The 14,846-nt window shown below is 61.1% G+C and carries 15 protein-coding genes and 5 pseudogenes; 11 read left to right on the top strand and 9 right to left on the bottom strand.

The window, feature by feature from the left end; all coding sequences use genetic code 11:
• Positions 1 to 203, top strand: a pseudogene (locus F6X40_RS41980) (hypothetical protein); the annotation flags it as partial.
• A 248-nt stretch (positions 204 to 451) separates the two neighbouring features.
• Here F6X40_RS41980 and F6X40_RS39125 read toward each other — a convergent pair.
• Both F6X40_RS39125 and F6X40_RS39120 read right to left on the bottom strand, forming a co-directional pair.
• Positions 452 to 1,096, bottom strand: coding sequence for a GIY-YIG nuclease family protein (locus F6X40_RS39125; protein WP_187631565.1), 645 nt, complete (start codon positions 1,094 to 1,096; stop codon positions 452 to 454).
• Positions 1,097 to 1,258: 162 nt separating this feature from the next.
• Complete coding sequence (locus F6X40_RS39120) at positions 1,259 to 2,023, bottom strand: hypothetical protein (RefSeq protein WP_187631564.1); 765 nt, start codon at positions 2,021 to 2,023, stop codon at positions 1,259 to 1,261.
• Positions 2,024 to 2,324: 301 nt separating this feature from the next.
• Between F6X40_RS39120 and F6X40_RS39115 the strand changes: the two genes are divergently transcribed.
• Together F6X40_RS39115 and F6X40_RS39110 are read left to right on the top strand one after the other, a co-directional pair.
• Positions 2,325 to 3,062: a helix-turn-helix domain-containing protein gene (locus F6X40_RS39115; RefSeq protein WP_187631563.1), complete on the top strand. Its 738-nt coding sequence runs from the start codon at positions 2,325 to 2,327 to the stop codon at positions 3,060 to 3,062.
• Entirely contained in the window at positions 3,062 to 3,865 is an 804-nt protein-coding gene (locus F6X40_RS39110) for a zinc ribbon domain-containing protein (RefSeq protein WP_187631562.1), read from the top strand. Before F6X40_RS39115 ends, F6X40_RS39110 begins: the two co-directional genes overlap by 1 nt.
• 227 nt (positions 3,866 to 4,092) lie before the next feature.
• Here the strand turns inward: F6X40_RS39110 and F6X40_RS39105 are convergent.
• From F6X40_RS39105 to F6X40_RS39090, 4 genes and pseudogenes are all read right to left on the bottom strand, one after another.
• A pseudogene (locus tag F6X40_RS39105) lies at positions 4,093 to 5,089 on the bottom strand (tyrosine-type recombinase/integrase).
• Positions 5,086 to 5,559 carry a GNAT family N-acetyltransferase gene (locus tag F6X40_RS39100; protein ID WP_187631561.1) on the bottom strand — a complete coding sequence of 158 codons (474 nt, stop codon included), beginning with the start codon at positions 5,557 to 5,559 and terminating at the stop codon, positions 5,086 to 5,088. The pseudogene F6X40_RS39105 and the gene F6X40_RS39100 overlap by 4 nt, the downstream one beginning before the upstream one ends.
• Before the next feature lie 34 nt (positions 5,560 to 5,593).
• Positions 5,594 to 5,863, bottom strand: coding sequence for a hypothetical protein (locus F6X40_RS39095; RefSeq protein WP_187631560.1), 270 nt, complete (start codon positions 5,861 to 5,863; stop codon positions 5,594 to 5,596).
• Positions 5,864 to 6,115: 252 nt separating this feature from the next.
• A pseudogene (locus F6X40_RS39090) lies at positions 6,116 to 6,355 on the bottom strand (type I glutamate--ammonia ligase); the annotation flags it as partial.
• On the opposite strand from F6X40_RS39090, the gene F6X40_RS42965 reads away from it, so the two are divergent.
• On the top strand, positions 6,239 to 6,829 hold the full coding sequence (locus F6X40_RS42965) for a tyrosine-type recombinase/integrase (RefSeq protein ID WP_187631559.1): 591 nt from the start codon (positions 6,239 to 6,241) through the stop codon (positions 6,827 to 6,829). The pseudogene F6X40_RS39090 and the gene F6X40_RS42965 sit on opposite strands and share 117 nt — an antisense overlap.
• A pseudogene (locus tag F6X40_RS39080) lies at positions 6,830 to 7,015 on the top strand (GGDEF domain-containing protein); the annotation flags it as partial.
• 290 nt (positions 7,016 to 7,305) lie between these two features.
• Here F6X40_RS39080 and F6X40_RS39075 read toward each other — a convergent pair.
• Positions 7,306 to 7,779, bottom strand: a complete 474-nt coding sequence (locus F6X40_RS39075; protein WP_187631558.1) for an Lrp/AsnC family transcriptional regulator — start codon at positions 7,777 to 7,779, stop codon at positions 7,306 to 7,308.
• A 297-nt stretch (positions 7,780 to 8,076) separates the two neighbouring features.
• Here F6X40_RS39075 and F6X40_RS39070 point away from each other — a divergent pair, with 297 nt between their 5' ends.
• Entirely contained in the window at positions 8,077 to 9,321 is a 1,245-nt protein-coding gene (locus F6X40_RS39070; RefSeq protein ID WP_187631557.1) for an SAM-dependent methyltransferase, read from the top strand.
• A 14-nt stretch (positions 9,322 to 9,335) separates the two neighbouring features.
• Here F6X40_RS39070 and F6X40_RS39065 read toward each other — a convergent pair whose 3' ends face one another.
• Complete coding sequence (locus F6X40_RS39065) at positions 9,336 to 9,599, bottom strand: transposase (protein WP_187631556.1); 264 nt, start codon at positions 9,597 to 9,599, stop codon at positions 9,336 to 9,338.
• A 194-nt stretch (positions 9,600 to 9,793) separates the two neighbouring features.
• Positions 9,794 to 10,354 (bottom strand): helix-turn-helix domain-containing protein, encoded by a 561-nt coding sequence (locus tag F6X40_RS39060; RefSeq protein WP_262421715.1) that lies wholly within the window; start codon positions 10,352 to 10,354, stop codon positions 9,794 to 9,796.
• 55 nt (positions 10,355 to 10,409) lie between these two features.
• On the opposite strand from F6X40_RS39060, the gene F6X40_RS39055 reads away from it, so the two are divergent.
• The 5 genes and pseudogenes from F6X40_RS39055 to F6X40_RS39035 all read left to right on the top strand — a co-directional run.
• Positions 10,410 to 11,375 (top strand): LysR family transcriptional regulator, encoded by a 966-nt coding sequence (locus tag F6X40_RS39055; RefSeq protein WP_187631555.1) that lies wholly within the window; start codon positions 10,410 to 10,412, stop codon positions 11,373 to 11,375.
• 191 nt (positions 11,376 to 11,566) lie between these two features.
• Positions 11,567 to 12,226: a DUF4286 family protein gene (locus tag F6X40_RS39050; protein ID WP_187631554.1), complete on the top strand. Its 660-nt coding sequence runs from the start codon at positions 11,567 to 11,569 to the stop codon at positions 12,224 to 12,226.
• A gap of 29 nt (positions 12,227 to 12,255) precedes the next feature.
• Entirely contained in the window at positions 12,256 to 13,563 is a 1,308-nt protein-coding gene (locus F6X40_RS39045; RefSeq protein ID WP_187631553.1) for an MFS transporter, read from the top strand.
• A gap of 42 nt (positions 13,564 to 13,605) precedes the next feature.
• The gene (locus F6X40_RS39040; protein ID WP_187631552.1) at positions 13,606 to 14,319 is read left to right on the top strand and encodes a DUF2848 domain-containing protein; all 714 of its coding nucleotides are present in this window, start codon (positions 13,606 to 13,608) and stop codon (positions 14,317 to 14,319) included.
• 22 nt (positions 14,320 to 14,341) lie between these two features.
• Positions 14,342 to 14,716 (top strand): annotated as a pseudogene (locus F6X40_RS39035) (amidase family protein); the annotation flags it as partial.
• Positions 14,717 to 14,846: the final 130 nt, after the last annotated feature.

The raw sequence follows: 14,846 nt of genomic DNA, 5'->3' as shown, positions 1-14,846 counted from the left end.
GGCCGCCGCGTGCCCGTCAATACAGTCTCTCCCGTGGTGTTCTCCATCGCATTTGCTCCGTCGTTACGATGGCTACACCTTCGCACCGCGCGTACGTGCGTTCAAGACGGGATGCGCTGACGGATACATTTGTTGAGAAGCTCGATGAGAGCGTCGCCCGTATTGTCGCGATACCAGTGACTGGACGGATTTTTGGCTTTTAGCCATAGCTGCGTGAATGTCCGGGGTCGATGGATGATGCAGCTTGCACCATTGATGGTACGCGACCGGTAACTGGCCGAAGCCGACACCCGAACGTAGGCATTACGACCCTGGCGAACGACGTATCATGGCCGAGAGCATCAGTTCGGTGAACGCTCCACAGAGCGGACGTCGCGCTATCACTCGCTACCGGACATTAGACTTTGAGCGGCGGCTAGAATTTAAGGGAGCGCGAAGCCTAAAAGGGACTTCAAAAAGGCCGGCGCCGCGCGATATCGTAGTTGACTCGATCCAACAGCAATTGCGGACCAGTTATGGTGAGAGGAGTACGTGGCCCCATCGCGGCTAACTCTGCTAGAAAATTTGGCCTCGCATCCCACCTACGGTACTTGCAGTGCAATTCTTCTAGATACATTGCCGGTGCTGCAAATCGGATGTATTCATCTAAGTGCTCGCGGTGAAGCAGCGCCTCGTATGGATTCACCTCCGGAAGATAAATCGTCCTGGTGAAGTCGTACTCTTCCTCATCCCAATCAATGCTGAGGACGTTCGGAATTATTTCTACCAATATTGATAAAACATCTGGGGGCGATGCCGTGCACCATTCAGATTCAACGCCCGACGACAGGTGATCAACAAAACCAATGTGGAACTTTCTGTGCAGATAATTTTCGATGCGTGTTAGATCAGAAAGATTCGGTACGTGAAAAGCCGCAAACAACGCGTAATACGGATTTGTCGTCGACTCCCGAATGCGTTTGAATATTGGCCTTGTTGTTATACCTATCTTCGTTTGGTCCAAATGGCGGTAGTCGTATGCGAGGTAAAGCCACCCCGTCCAGTTTGGATTGGGACCGCCTAGATGTGACGGTACATCTAAATTTAAGTAAAACATCTTTATTCCCTCCCGAATTCAGCACTATGCCCCTACCCAGGCGACGCTGCGCCGGATGTATCCGGGGTGGTCTGTTTGGCATACCCGCATTCGCTGCGGGTTGCCGGTTGTGAAAAGCTGAATGCCTGTTCAGCTAGTCTGCCGCGTGCTGTGCCCAAGCGGTCAAGCCGCGGCGCGCAGAGTGCTGATATTTTCGCCACGCAACGCGACCACCCCAAGATACAACGTGACCGGCACAGTCTTCCTGAAGGCTGGACCTTGCAGGTCGCACGCAACCCACGCTGCGGACAGCGCCCAAACAATCGGGCCTATCGCATTGATCCACGGGTGGCGTTTGAGCAATTCCTTGATGAGCTGTTTTGCTGCTTCCCGTCCAATGATCTGCGCAATCATGGACACGATGATCGTCTCAATTATGCCGAGCGTGATCTCTGGCCCGAGGATTTTCATGACGACCGGTAACACGGCCACCTTCCCATTCTTCTTGAGATGATCCTTGATCAGATCAAGTTTGATTTCATCAATTCCCATGTCCGTGAACGCTTTTGCAAGCTCTTGAGGGGACTTCGAAGCCAACTCTTTTTCCACCATAGCAGACGCGACGCGCTGGAGCTTCGCGTCCAGACATCCACCCATCTTGACGCTCAGCTTCATTTTCTTGATGACATCACGGACTATCTCGTCACTGGAGACGCCAGGATCGTCTTTGAAAATCAGACGGGTTACATACGCTACGTCCGAAGAGCCGTAGTACCGGATCTGCTGATCCATCAAGTCAATGAGAGATTTTCCGGTACATGGGTTCTCGCCCGCACACGCAAGGAAACGCTTGCGCTTTCTGTCATCGGTGAAGGACAGGTAGCTGTCCAACATGTCGCTGATGTACACCAGGTCGTTTAGTTTGCATTTTTCAAGAGCGGTTTTCATTCGATTCTCCAAAGGTTGTTGTCACAAAGTGATCGCAGGGCATCCGCAGTCAACGGCTTGGCGTCCTTGCGTGAAACTGATTCTCGGGGGAACGAGGTTTCAGGAGAAAGCGCGAATTCCAGTTACCTGGATAGCTGGTACGGAACTGATAGCTAGCTGGAAACTGGGGTATTATTCAGTCGTCGTTTGCCGCACTCATCAAATGCAGAGTCGTCGACCACGTGTCGACGTGGGACGAGCCTGGGCACGAATGACATGGCAATTAACAAATGGATAGTTCAGCGCAGCGGAGATTGAAGGGATGGCCAGACCGAAGAAACTTGCGCGCGCCGTCGACCACGCGGCCCACCCTCTTTATGAACAAGTGCGGCGGCGTATCGCTCGTGCGGCAGACAGCGTCTGCGAGGTTGCGGGAGGAACTGATGGCCGGGGCAATCCCAACAGGATCAGCCAGGCTGAACTGGCCCAGCGGGCAGCCATCCCTCGTGCAACGCTTTACAAATATCTCAGCTGTCGGAAAGCGAGTGCGGAAGTCACCGGGTCGCCAACGTTGCGAGATGTGGTAGGAATCGCTCATGCGCTTAATATCCCCCCCGCGTTTCTGCTATTTACGGACGAAGACTGGGCGCGAGTTGATGCTGCGCTCCTGGCGGTCATCGCAGCAGTTCAGAAAAAGGAACTTGGCTACCGGATGCAGTCGCTCGGCGAGGAATTGCAAAGCGGAAGAGTGAAGGTGGCGGATCTCTCGCTGGAGTTGGCGCCGTTGATCTTCGGGCAACATCCGCCGAATCAGGTGATCGATCCAGAAAGCGGAGAGCCATCATCTTCGGACCAGGCAAAAAGAGAGAACAAAAACAGGCTGCTCGCTCAAGGATTGATCAACACCGCGCTTGTACCTCGATATGAGCGATTCAGGCCTAGGTCTGGCGTGGAGAGTAGTGCCTCGAAAGGAAGAGGTATTCTTGCGTTTCTTTTCAGTCTTGCCATGGCGCAAAGCAACGGAGTCGTGCCGGATGTGCCCTCCCTGGAGTTAGATTAATGTCGACTATCGACCGTGACCTTGATCCAGTCCTCGAGCATGGAGATCCCGACGATCTTGCTGTTCTTGCCGACTACATCACCGACAATGGTGCAGGTCGCCTCTCGCTGGATAGCGACGTCTGCAAGACCCTCCATGGTGCAAGAGTTGACCGAGACTTCGGTGATGTCGAGCGATCTCTCATCGCGAAAGAAATTCGTCTATTTGGTGGCAACTCCGTCATCAATTTATTCCGCGGCGATGGCGTGCCCTATGCCGAAGTGCTAAGGGATGTCGCGTCCCATATCGGCGTCCGATTCTCCAAGACTACGGCGGCTTCCGAAATTGAAGAGCGGTTGCTTAGGCACCTGCTCGGTCGAGCGCTCGAAAAGATGTCCGAATCCGAACGGGCTGCCATTCTCACGGACCTCGAAATGGAGGCCCTTGTCGGTAAGAAGCCGGCCGCGATGGCGGTCGCGTTGACTGGTTGGGAACTGCGTGGCCCCGCCACTTACAAGCTCGCTTTCATTATGGCCAACGCGTTAGCGAGGACTTTGGCGGGCCGCGGTCTGGTATTTGGCGCAAATGCTGCTCTTGGTCGCACGTTGGGCATTGCATTGGGTCCGATCGGATGGGCGGTGACTGGTCTATGGTCAATTGCGGACTTGGCGAGCCCCGCCTATCGGGTAACAGTGCCGTGTGTGGTCCAGTTAGCGTACATGCGGCAAAAAATGAAGGTTTCGAAGAACTGCCCTTCCTGTCGTGAGCCGGTAGAGTCAAGCGCCAGATTCTGCCCGAACTGTGGTCACAAGCTGAAGAAATAGCTTCAGGCAGTATAGTGCGCACCGTCCCCTGGACAATAGTCAGATTCTTTCGACTGTTCACCGACCTTCCACTCGACGAAATCGCTGAAATTGTTGCGGACGAGGAAGCTATCAACGAAGCCAAGAAGCGGCTTGCGAACAGCAACGCGGCTCGAGACGACCGTCCGAATTGGACGCACGCCCCCACCGCCGCGAACGACCGCATAGGGGAAAGGAGCCACCGTGTCTTACACGCGGATCCGCTCCACCTCGTCCAGGCTGATGTCGTCGTGGCGCCGGTCGTAGAGCTGGTTGGTGCGGGTCGACGCGTGATTGGCCATCGCCGCGGCGTTCTCCAGCGTCCCGCCATTCTTCAGGTACGCAGTGATGCTGGTCGCGCGGAACGTATGGTTGCCGATCTTTGTATCAATTCCAGCGGCCAGCGGCCAGCCCACGGCGCCGCACCATCGCATACGCGTTCGCCTGCGGCAGCGGCGTGTCGCTGAGCTGGCCGGTGCCGCGCGCAACCGTGCGGAACAGCGGCCCCTTCGGATCACTGGCGATCCCGGTGCCGTCCAGGTACGCATGCAGGTACGCATGCAGGTACGCCTCGAGCGTGTGATGACACGGCATCGCGTGCCGCTTGCCGCCCTTTTCGCGGAGACGGACCCACAGGCGCCGCGGCTGCACATAGACATGGTCGACCCGCATCGCGAGCGCTGCGCCGACCCGCGCGAACGAAAACACCATTAACGCAATCAGCGCGCGGTCGCGCAGACCAATGGGGGTCGTCACATCGATACTGTCGAGCAGCTGCCGCGCCTCGGTCGCGTCGAGCACCGGCGTTTTCCCCTGCTTCGTGATGTGACTGGGCCCCCTCACCGACGCGGCGGGATTGTGCGGCACGATCTGGCCGGTCACGAGCCAGTCGAACAGGTGGCGGATCGCCGCGAGGCGCTGCCTGGCGGTCGGCGCAGCGTGAGTCTGCGTCTGCCGCTCGATCCAGGCGGCGACGTGCAGCGGCTGCACCGCGGTAATCGACGGCACGCCGGCGCCGGTGCACCACGCAAGGAAGTCGCCGGCCGCGCGTGCATACGCACGGCGCGTGTGCGGGTTGCGGATTGCCGACGCGAAGAATTCCAGAAAACGGGTCTGCACGGACGCGCTGCTGTGCGCGATCAGCGCAGGCAGCGCCGCGGACGTGACGCGATCCGGGCGCACGGCCGGGGCAATCAACGCGCTCATGCGGGCGGCCCGGCCAGCCCCGCTGACGCACCAAGGGGCTTCATAAAGATCAGCTCGGGGCCGTCCGGTCCAACGTTATATACCTCGCCACTGGCCCTGTACCCGCGCCGGGCCAGCAGGCCGCGCATCGCAGCATTGGTCCCGCTTGCCGAGGCGAACAGGCGGTCGCCGTGGCACGCGCGTTCAAGCGCCTCGACCAGCGCGTCGCCGATACCCTGGCGCCGGTGTGCAACAGCGACATACACAAGCTGCAGAAAGTGATAGTCAAAGAACGCGCCCCGGATTGCATACCCGAGAAGGGCGTCGTCCTGCGCCGCGATCCAGCAGGTGCCATCGCGCAGTGCCTCGCGGATCATCTTCGCGTGCCGCGTGCCGGCCTGTGCAGGATGATCGATCGCCAGCAGCTGGCTTTCTTCGAACACCGAGCCCGGCCCAACCGAGAAAATGGGTCTATCGTCAGGCGTGTCCACGGGCCGTCTCCGGTGAGGTCATGATGTACCCGGGCTACACCCCGAGGATCCGGCCGACGGTCTTGTGGAACTCGCCGGTCGCATTGTCAATCGCATCGTCGGCCTCGTCGTCGAGGTTGTCGACGTTTGCATCCAGCACCGCCTGCAGCGTCAGGTACCCGGCAATGATGCGGTCCAGCTGGTCGCCGGCGACGCGCGCATATACGACCTCCCCCAGGGCTTCCATGAAGTCACCCCGGCTGCCACCCACCAGGCCGTCCGTGTTATTTTCCAGGTCGTCCCTGAACTGCTCCACATCGGCCATGATGGCGCTCCAGAAGTTGGTACCGCGTTGCCGGATAGTACCTGCGATCGCCAGCCTGCGGCCGGTCGTGAAAGTGTGCCTGCTCCAGCGTCCCCTGCACATCCTGCAGGGGCGCACCTTCTATATCTGATAAAGGACATTGAATAGGGGTAGGAAACGGCGAACGCCGTTTCCTACCCCTATTCGCCGACCCGCTGCGGCCAGTCGCCGCCGGCCTGCCGACTGACCGTTCTTTGGGGTGATAGGGGCGATCGCGTATTCCATGTCGATCTCGTTCTGGCCGGCGGTCGCGACTTCGTGGTGATGCACTTCGATCTGTACGCCCGCCTGCTGAAGCGTCAGCGCGATCTCCGAGCGGATCTCCTGCAGCGTGTCATGGGGCGGTACCGGAAAGTAGCCCTCCTTGTAGCGCTGCTTGTAGCCAAGATTGCCACCGCCATATGCGCCTTCGTCCCGGCCGGTGGTCCAGTCGCCTTCGGCCGATTCGACGTAGGAAGACCGGCGAGGGGCGCGCCCGGAGCCGTTAGCGACGGCTTCGGGCCCTGCCGCCAAGCCCGCCTCGAACGGCTGGACCTGGTTTTACTTGGGCGTCGTCGTGGCGGCAGGAGTCGCGGTCGCGACGCCAGTCATCGCCCAGCATCAGTAGTTGCGCTCGGTCAACGTAAGAACAGGGAGCAGCAGAACGCGGCGCTGTTCCAGCGCGCGCGTGGTGGCTCAGGCAACGCCATCACACCGGACGGCGTCTATAAGGTCGTGCTCGTGTACGCCGCGCGGGTGATGATCGCGATCGACGGCTTCGGCGCGCACAGCCTGCGCGCAACGGCGGCCACCAATGCGCTCGAGCACGAGGCCGATATCGCGAAGGTCCAGGAATGGCTCGGTCACGCGAATATCGCGACCACGCGTCTCTATGACCACCGGCGCCACCGGCCGGAAGATTCGCCCACATTTCCGGTCACCTACTGAGGCGCAATCCTTATTCGCCGTTATCGGATTGTCCGCGCCGCGGAAGCGGAGCTGCAGCTGCTGGCTCGCACCGACGGTCTCACCGGCCTGCACAACCGCCGCACCCTCGGCGAGATTCTCGACCAGGAGTGGCGCCGGGCCGGGCGCACGCGCAGCGTGTTTTCACTGCTGTTTGTCGATATCGACGCTTCCTGGCTACGACCTTAATAAATGTCCCGCACGCCAATGAGCACTTTTCCACGTAGTGCGCGGACGAGAGCCGAGATGAAATCCAGATCGCCCAAACGGTCTGTTATGTAGTCCTCCGTCTCCGGCGCCGTCGCAAGGCTCACGTATTGGGCGTTGACTGGCCGGCGCGCTGTTTGACCGTCCGCTTTTCGCCAATTCGACGGTCCCCTATGGGTCCTAGGTATTCATCGCGCTAGGCCGACTTCCTGACGAATCCGGGCAATGTCTCGAGTGACATACCCGTTTTTTCAGACTGCCACCGACGGCACGCTCTTCATGCAACGCAGCGCAAACATCGACCGGCTGTGACGGATACCTGATATGCGGTACAGCTTCTCGCGCAAAAAGCGTTCATAACCTGCGGTGCCCTGTACAGCGACCTTGATCAGATAGTCGTATTCACCTGAGATTAGGTACGCGTCGAGAACTTCCGGCAACGCGGCAAGTTCTTCCCCGAAGCGCGCCAGTACCTCGTCCTCATGCCGGTCCAGCGTCACCTCGATGAGGACTGTATCGGATAGCCCAAGCTTTTCCTGATCGATCAGGGCAACGTATCCGCGAATCAGTCCGATCTCTTCGAGATGGCGGGTGCGGTTCCAGCAAGCTGTCGTCGACATCCCGACGAGCTCGGCCAAATCGGCATTCTTCATTCGCGCGTTACGTTGCAGCGCTCGCACGATGGCGCGGTCCTGCTTAGTGAGTGTCAAACTCGTGTCGTTCATGCTCTGTGGACAGGATTCGTGAAACTACCAGATGAGCGGAACAATCATCCGCACCCGACCATTGTTACATTAATTTCAGGAAGGCTCTTCACAACGCACCGGGCTACCATTTCTACACGGTTTCTTGTTGATCTTCCGGTTAGCAACGTCGCAACGGTTGAACCGGCTCTATCGCTCACGAGGCGGATAGGGAAGCGTTGTCGACCCCAAAAGGGTCGAACCACGAGAACCGTGCAGTTGAAGGCACGGTCGCCATATCAGGTTCATGAAAGCGTTAAGTGGACGCGGAGAAATCACATGTTCTGGGAGAAAAAGCTGGCGCAGTGGGCGGAAGAAGTGCGGGACAAGGCGAACCTCCCGGCGCGCCTCGTCCTATGGGATGGTCAGCAGCTCGATTTCGGCAACTTCGCCGCCCCCCGGGTCACGCTGAAAGTCAAAAGCGCGTCCGCACTGCCGCTGCTGCTCGAACCGAGCCTCGACAATCTCGGCGAAGCGTATGTCAAAGGCAAGATCGACATCGAGGGCAAGCTCAGCGACATCATCAACATCGGCTACTCGCTCGCCCGCAGCACGGCGACGAACGCGGGCAAGCTCGCCCGCGTGCGGCGCTATTTCAATCACACGAAAGCGTCCGACAAAAAGGCAATCCAGTACCACTACGACGTGTCGAACGCGTTCTACAAGCTGTGGCTCGATGAGAACATGGTGTATTCGTGCGCGTACTTCGAGAACGGCAACGAGGACCTCGCGACCGCGCAGATCAAGAAGATCGACCACATTCTGACGAAGATCCAGGTCCAGCCGGGCCAGCGCCTGCTCGACATCGGCTGCGGCTGGGGCGCGCTCGTGCTGCGAGCCGCGCAGAAGTTCGGCGCGCAGTGCGTCGGCGTCACGCTGTCGCAGAACCAGTTCGATCTCGCGACCGAGCGCGTGAAGGCGGCGGGCCTTGAAGGCAGGATCGAGATTCGCCTGCAGGATTACCGCGACGTGCCAGGCCAGTTCGACCGGATCACGAGCGTCGGCATGTTCGAGCACGTCGGCCGCAAGAACCTGCCGGGCTACTTCCAGAAGATCCACGACCTGCTCGCCGACGACGGCGTCGCGATGAACCACGGCATCACGTCAACCGACTACAACAGCGGCGAAACGGCGCTCGGGGGCGGCGAATTCATCGACCGCTATGTGTTCCCGGACGGCGAGCTGCCGCACCTCAGCCTCGCGCTCGAAGCGATGCAAAGAGGCGGACTCGAAGCGGTCGACGTCGAGAGCCTGCGACGTCACTATGCGCGCACGCTGGACGTCTGGACCGAGAATTTCGAAGCGAAGGCGGACGAAGCGCGCGCGCTCGTCGACGACGAGAAATTCCGCATCTGGCGCGTGTATCTGGCGGGCTGCGCGTACGCGTTCGAAAACGACGACGTGTCGATCTTCCAGGTGGTGTGCCGCAAGGCCGGCCGCAGCGCGAAGACGCTGCCGTGGTCGCGGCGCTATATGTACGAGAAGCCGCTGAAGGGGCGGATTCTTTCGGGACCCCCAATCTGACGCGAAGCGTCAGGTTAGGGGCTTTCACGCGTCGCGCTGGAGGCGCTCATATAGATCTCGATGAGATTGAGTTCGGGACTGTATGGCGGCAGATAGAACAGCTGCATGCGATGCTCGCGCAGCCAGCGCTCATGCACTTCAGGATCAATGGCGTGATGGATCGAAGCGTTGTCGAGTACCACCACGGTCGGACGTTCATCGCCCTGCAGGGCGATCTGCTCGAGGAACTCGACGACAGCGCCGCCTTTGATCGACGAGCTCGTGACATGGTGAGTCAACGCGTTGGCTCCGAAGTCACACGCCGAGCACCGAGCGTCGGCAATGGAAGCGAGGTTCGACACAATGAGGCAGGCCGCGCGATGACCACGTTCTTTGCACCGGAGGCGACGCGGCAAAGCCCGCTCCATCGAAATAGACTAGGCGGACTGCGTTGGCGGGAGCGGCGCAATGCAGTTTTCCAGGGTGGCTGATTTCATCTCAAAGTCTTCCTGCCTGCGCTTTTTTTGAGCGAGAAGCCGTTGCGCTTGAAGGAGAAACCTTCCCGCCGAAGGGCCACCGACAAGGTTTCCAGCGCGCACGGCATCGGCTTGCCATGCACGGCTTCAATGTGTCTTGCGATTTGCCCGAGCGTCATGGACTCCGTGCGTGCGACTTCCGTCGCAGTGGCCAGCATGCCTTCGGACAGCGCGCGGGGACGGCCGCTTTTATGACCGATCAGCAAGCCGCAAACGCCATGCTCACAACACGCGTGCGCCCAGTTGTAGACCGATTGGCCGCCGACGCCGAGTTTCGAGGCAATCTCGGTCAGCTTGACCCTGCGTCCGAGCAACAGCACGCCAGCGGCCCGGGTGCGCACGTCGCGATGTTTGTGGTTCACGGACAACTGTTGCAACGTCTGATCCTCGGATTCGGTCAGCTCTACGACACACTTCATCGGTACCCCGGCGTCATGACAACGCCGAGAGTTAACAAAATTCAACCGCGTTCCAGCAACACTTATCCCCACAAAGGTGAAGTATGTCTTCCAGTCCAATCGAATCACTCGACACAGTCGCAGAGCGCCGCGGTGCCAATCGCTGCTGCTTACCGTGAATATCCGCTTTCTCGAAACGTTTGTGTGGCTTGCCAAGCTGCAGAACTTCCGGCTCACTGCTGAAAAGCTGCACACGACGCAAGCCGCCGTCTCCAGCCGCATTGCGTCGCTGGAGGAAAGCTTCGATGTCCGGCTGTTCGACCGCAACTCGCGCTTGGCGACACTCACGCTGGCCGGCCGCAAGATGCTCGCCTACGCCGAACGCATCGTGCGTCTCGGCGAGGAGATGCGGCGCGAAGTCGGCGATGCCGAAGACGAGGGCGGCCTGATCCGCATCGGCGTGATCGAGTCGATCGTGCATAGCTGGTTTCCCGCGCTGATGGGGCTGATCCGCGAACGCTACCCCCGCCTCGAAATCGAGGTGACCAGCGATACCACCATTCACCTTGCGCATTTGCTGCGCACCGACGTCGTCGAGTTGATCCTGCAAACCGACGCGATGACCGGCCCAGACTTCACCAATCTCCCGTTGTGCGAATTCCCGGTGCGCTGGTTCGCGAGTCCCACACTGGGACTGTCCAGCCAGACGCTCGAACTGACCCGCCTCGCGGAGTTTCCGATCGTCAGCTTCTCACGGCATTCCGGTCCTCACGCGACGCTCGAGAAGCTGTTCGCAGCGGCCGTCGAGCGGCCGGCGCGCATCAACTGCATTACGTCCGTGGCGGCGATGATCCGGCTGGTGGCCGACGGCTTCGGGGTGGCGGCGCTGCCGCCCGCCATCATCCAGCGCGAACTGCGGGAAGGCGCGCTCGAAGTGCTCGATGTGCAGACCGATTTTCCGCCCTTGCCGCTCGTGGCGGTGCATCGCGCGCAAAGCCATCCGCTCGCGGCGGGCATCGCCGAGCTCGCGCGTCAGGCAGCCAGCGAGTTCACGGCCACGCTGGAAGACGACACGATTGCTGCGTCCAAAGCGCGGCGCGGCAAGCAGGCAAGCCCAGCCGGACGTAGTACGAAGTCCTGATGGCTGGCGCCGCGCAGGCTGGGCGAGTGGGGCCAAGCCTCCCAGCGAAGGCGGTTTCACACGCGAGCTTGGCCGCACTCATAAAAAAACCTGTTCGCTGCGTATTTTTTTTCTTGTTGGACCGACCCGGCTGACAATCGCGACACTGTCCCTGACATCCAAATTGCATTTTTCAGTCAGAGATTCAGACGATGCGTCAGTCAACCTCCTCTCTTCAAGGCCAGCTTTGCATCTGGACCGACACTGAGCCTGCTCAGGAAGCCAACTTCAACGCGTGGTATGACCGCGAGCACATGCAGGAGCGCGTCGCGCTTCCGGGTTTCCGGTACGCGCGCCGCTTCAAGGCGACCGATGGTGGCCCGCGCGGCTATCTCGCGCTCTACGTCACGGAAGCGCTCGAGGTGTTTCGCAGCGCCCCCTATCAGCAGGCTTTCACCGAGCAGACGCCGTGGTCGCTCGCCAACTTCGCGCGGATGCGCAATACGCAGCGCCGGGTTGGGGAGCTGACGATCGACGCTGGCGACGGCGAAGGAGCGTTTCTGGCGCTATTCGTGCTGCCTCCGGAGCGTGTCGAACCTGCACGGATGAAGCCGCGTCTCGACGCAGCGGTGACGCAGGCCGGCATTCACGCCGCACGCCTCTTTTGCACGGCGCCCGCGTTGTCGGTACCGCTGAACGCGGCGGCTGGCGCATCGCAGCCGCCGGCTGATGCACTGGTCCTGATCGAAGGCAGCGACGCCGCCGCGACGCACGCGCTCGCGAAAGCGCTGGCTGGCGAAATGACCGCAGATGCGGGCGAGCCCGGCGAAGTCCGCACCTTCCAGCTGCTATGGCGCATTTCGGCCGGCTGATCCTCCCCCTTCACCAATCGAGGCACCCGATGAACACTCTTGTGCAGCACGCCACGCTCGGCAAACCGCACGTCGGACGCGGCCGTCTCGCGACGGCAAGCATGATCGGCACGTCGCTGGAATGGTATGACTTTACGGTCTACAACACGCTCGCCGCGCTGCTCTTCAACCGCCTGTTCTTTCCCTCGGTGGATCCGCTTGCCGGCACCATCCTCGCGTTTTCGACGTACGCGGTGGGCTATGTGTCGCGTCCGCTCGGCGGCTTCTTTTTCGGCAATCTCGGTGACCGCATCGGCCGGCGCTCGGTATTAATGCTGACGCTCGTCTTGATGGGCCTGTGCACCGCGTTGATGGGCATTTTGCCGACCTACGCGTCGGCTGGAATCGCCAGCCCGATCATGCTGGTCGCGCTACGCTTCGTGCAGGGCATCGCGCTCGGCGGCGAATGGGCCGGCGCGGTCCTGCTCTCGGTGGAACACGGCGACCAGAACAAACGCGGACTGAGCGCATCGTGGACCCAGGTCGGCCCGTCATTCGGCACGCTGCTCGGCACGGGGCTGATCGCGCTCATCACGCTCGCGGTGTCGCCTAGTGATTTCCTCGTCTGGGGATGGCGCGTGCCTTTCGTTGCCAGCCTGCTGCTCGTGGTGTTCGGTTTCTGGGTGCGGCGCGGCGTCGACGAAACGCCGCAGTTCGAGGAACTGAGCCACGCGCATGCGACCGCCGAAGTGCCCGTCGCGGAAGTGCTGACCCAGCACTGGCGACGCCTGCTTGTCGCGGGCGGCGCGCGCATCGGCTCGGACGTTCTGTACGCACTGCTGGTCGTGTTCACGCTGACGTATGTCACCACCGTGCTGCACCTGTCGCGCACGACCGCATTGACCGCCGTGCTGTTCGGCACCGCCTGCAATGCGCTCAGCGTGCCGTTCTTCGGGGCGCTGTCGGACCGTTACGGGCGTCGGCCGGTCTATCTGGCGGGCGTTCTCGCGGCGCTCGTCTGGGCGTTCGTATTCTTCGTCCTGGTGGACAGTTCGCAACCTGTGCTGATTTCGCTGGCCGTCGTTGGCGGCCTCGTGATTCACGCCGTGATGTATGGCCCTCAGGCCGCGTTCGTCACCGAACAGTTTCCGACCCGGGTGCGCTACGCAGGGTCGTCGCTCGCTTACACGCTCGCGGGGATCCTCGGCGGCGGGTTCGCGCCGCTGATCATTGTCAGTCTTTACAAGCACTACGGCACGACCCTCGCGGTGTCGCTGTATGTATCGGCAGCGCTCGTGATTACGGCAATTGCGCTTCTCGCCGCGCGCGAAACCGCGCGCCGGCCGCTGGAAAACTGATCGCTCACAGGACCACCCTGCACCCAACACACGGGCACCCTCATGACTACGCTTCCCTTCGACGTTTTGCCACTCAACGCGGCGCCCGCCAGCATCACGGTCGACATCGACGACCTCGTGATCGCCGGCTGGGCCGGACGCGACCCGGCCGCCATTCAGGCGCACATCGACGAACTCGCGGCCCTAGGCGTCGCGCCGCCATCGAGTACGCCGTGCTTCTATCGTCTCGCGGCCACGCTGCTGACCCAGCGCGAACGCGTCGAAGTGCTCGGCGGGCATTCGAGCGGGGAAGTCGAATGCGTGCTGATCGACAGCCCGTTCGGCGCGCTCGTGACGATCGGCTCCGACCACACCGATCGCGAAGTCGAAGCGTATGGCGTGGCCGTATCGAAACAGGTCTGCGCGAAGCCACTCGGGCGCAATGCGTGGCTCTACGCCGATGTGGCAGCGCATTGGGACCAGTTGCAGATGCGTTCATGGCTCGTCGATGCGCAAGGCGAGCGGCGTGTGTACCAGCAGGGCTGCGTCAGCGGACTGCTGACACCGCCCGAGCTCTGGCGGCAATTCGCGGGCGGCATGGCGGAGCCAACGAGCCTGCCCGCCCGCAGCGCGATGTACAGCGGCACGCTCGCGGTGCATGGAGAGATGGCCGCCATGGCGTCGGGCGAAGCCTTCGAGATCGAACTGCATGACCCCGTACTCGCGCGTAGCCTGCGCCACCGATATGCCGTCGAATCACTGCCGGTCGTAGCCTGAACTTGATCCAGCCCAAATTACCATGCTCTTCACGCCGAAAACTCCGCTCGCGCAACTCGCTTCCTTGCTCGACAGCGGGAAAACCACCAGCCGCGAACTCGTCGAAACCGCGCTGGGGCGCATCGCCACCGATGGTGCCGCAGTCTTTTGCAGGGTCGACGCCGATGGCGCGCGTCGCCACGCCGATGCGATCGATGCGCTACGCCGCGCCGGCGCGGGCCTTTCGCCATTGGCTGGCTTGCCCGTGTCGGTGAAGGATCTGTTCGATGTCGAAGGACAACCGACACGCGCCGGTTCCAGAGTCCTCGCCGACGCCCCCGCCGCGCTGGCCGATGCACCTGCCGTGGCGCGTTTGAGATGCACCGGTGCGGTGCTGATCGGCCGAACCAACATGAGCTAGTCCGAACTTTGACCAGGCCACTAACATAAGCTGTTGATTTCGCGCTGTTATGCGCGCTTGGGCGGGGCGGTTACTGGGTACAGGCGGGGTTGACGTTCAGAAGACGGAAGGCCTTTTCCTGAACGGG

The sequence above is a fragment of the Paraburkholderia sp. UCT31 genome (assembly GCF_014397655.1).
GTDB lineage: Bacteria > Pseudomonadota > Gammaproteobacteria > Burkholderiales > Burkholderiaceae > Paraburkholderia > Paraburkholderia tuberum.
This window is presented reverse-complemented; position numbering and strand designations above follow the sequence as displayed.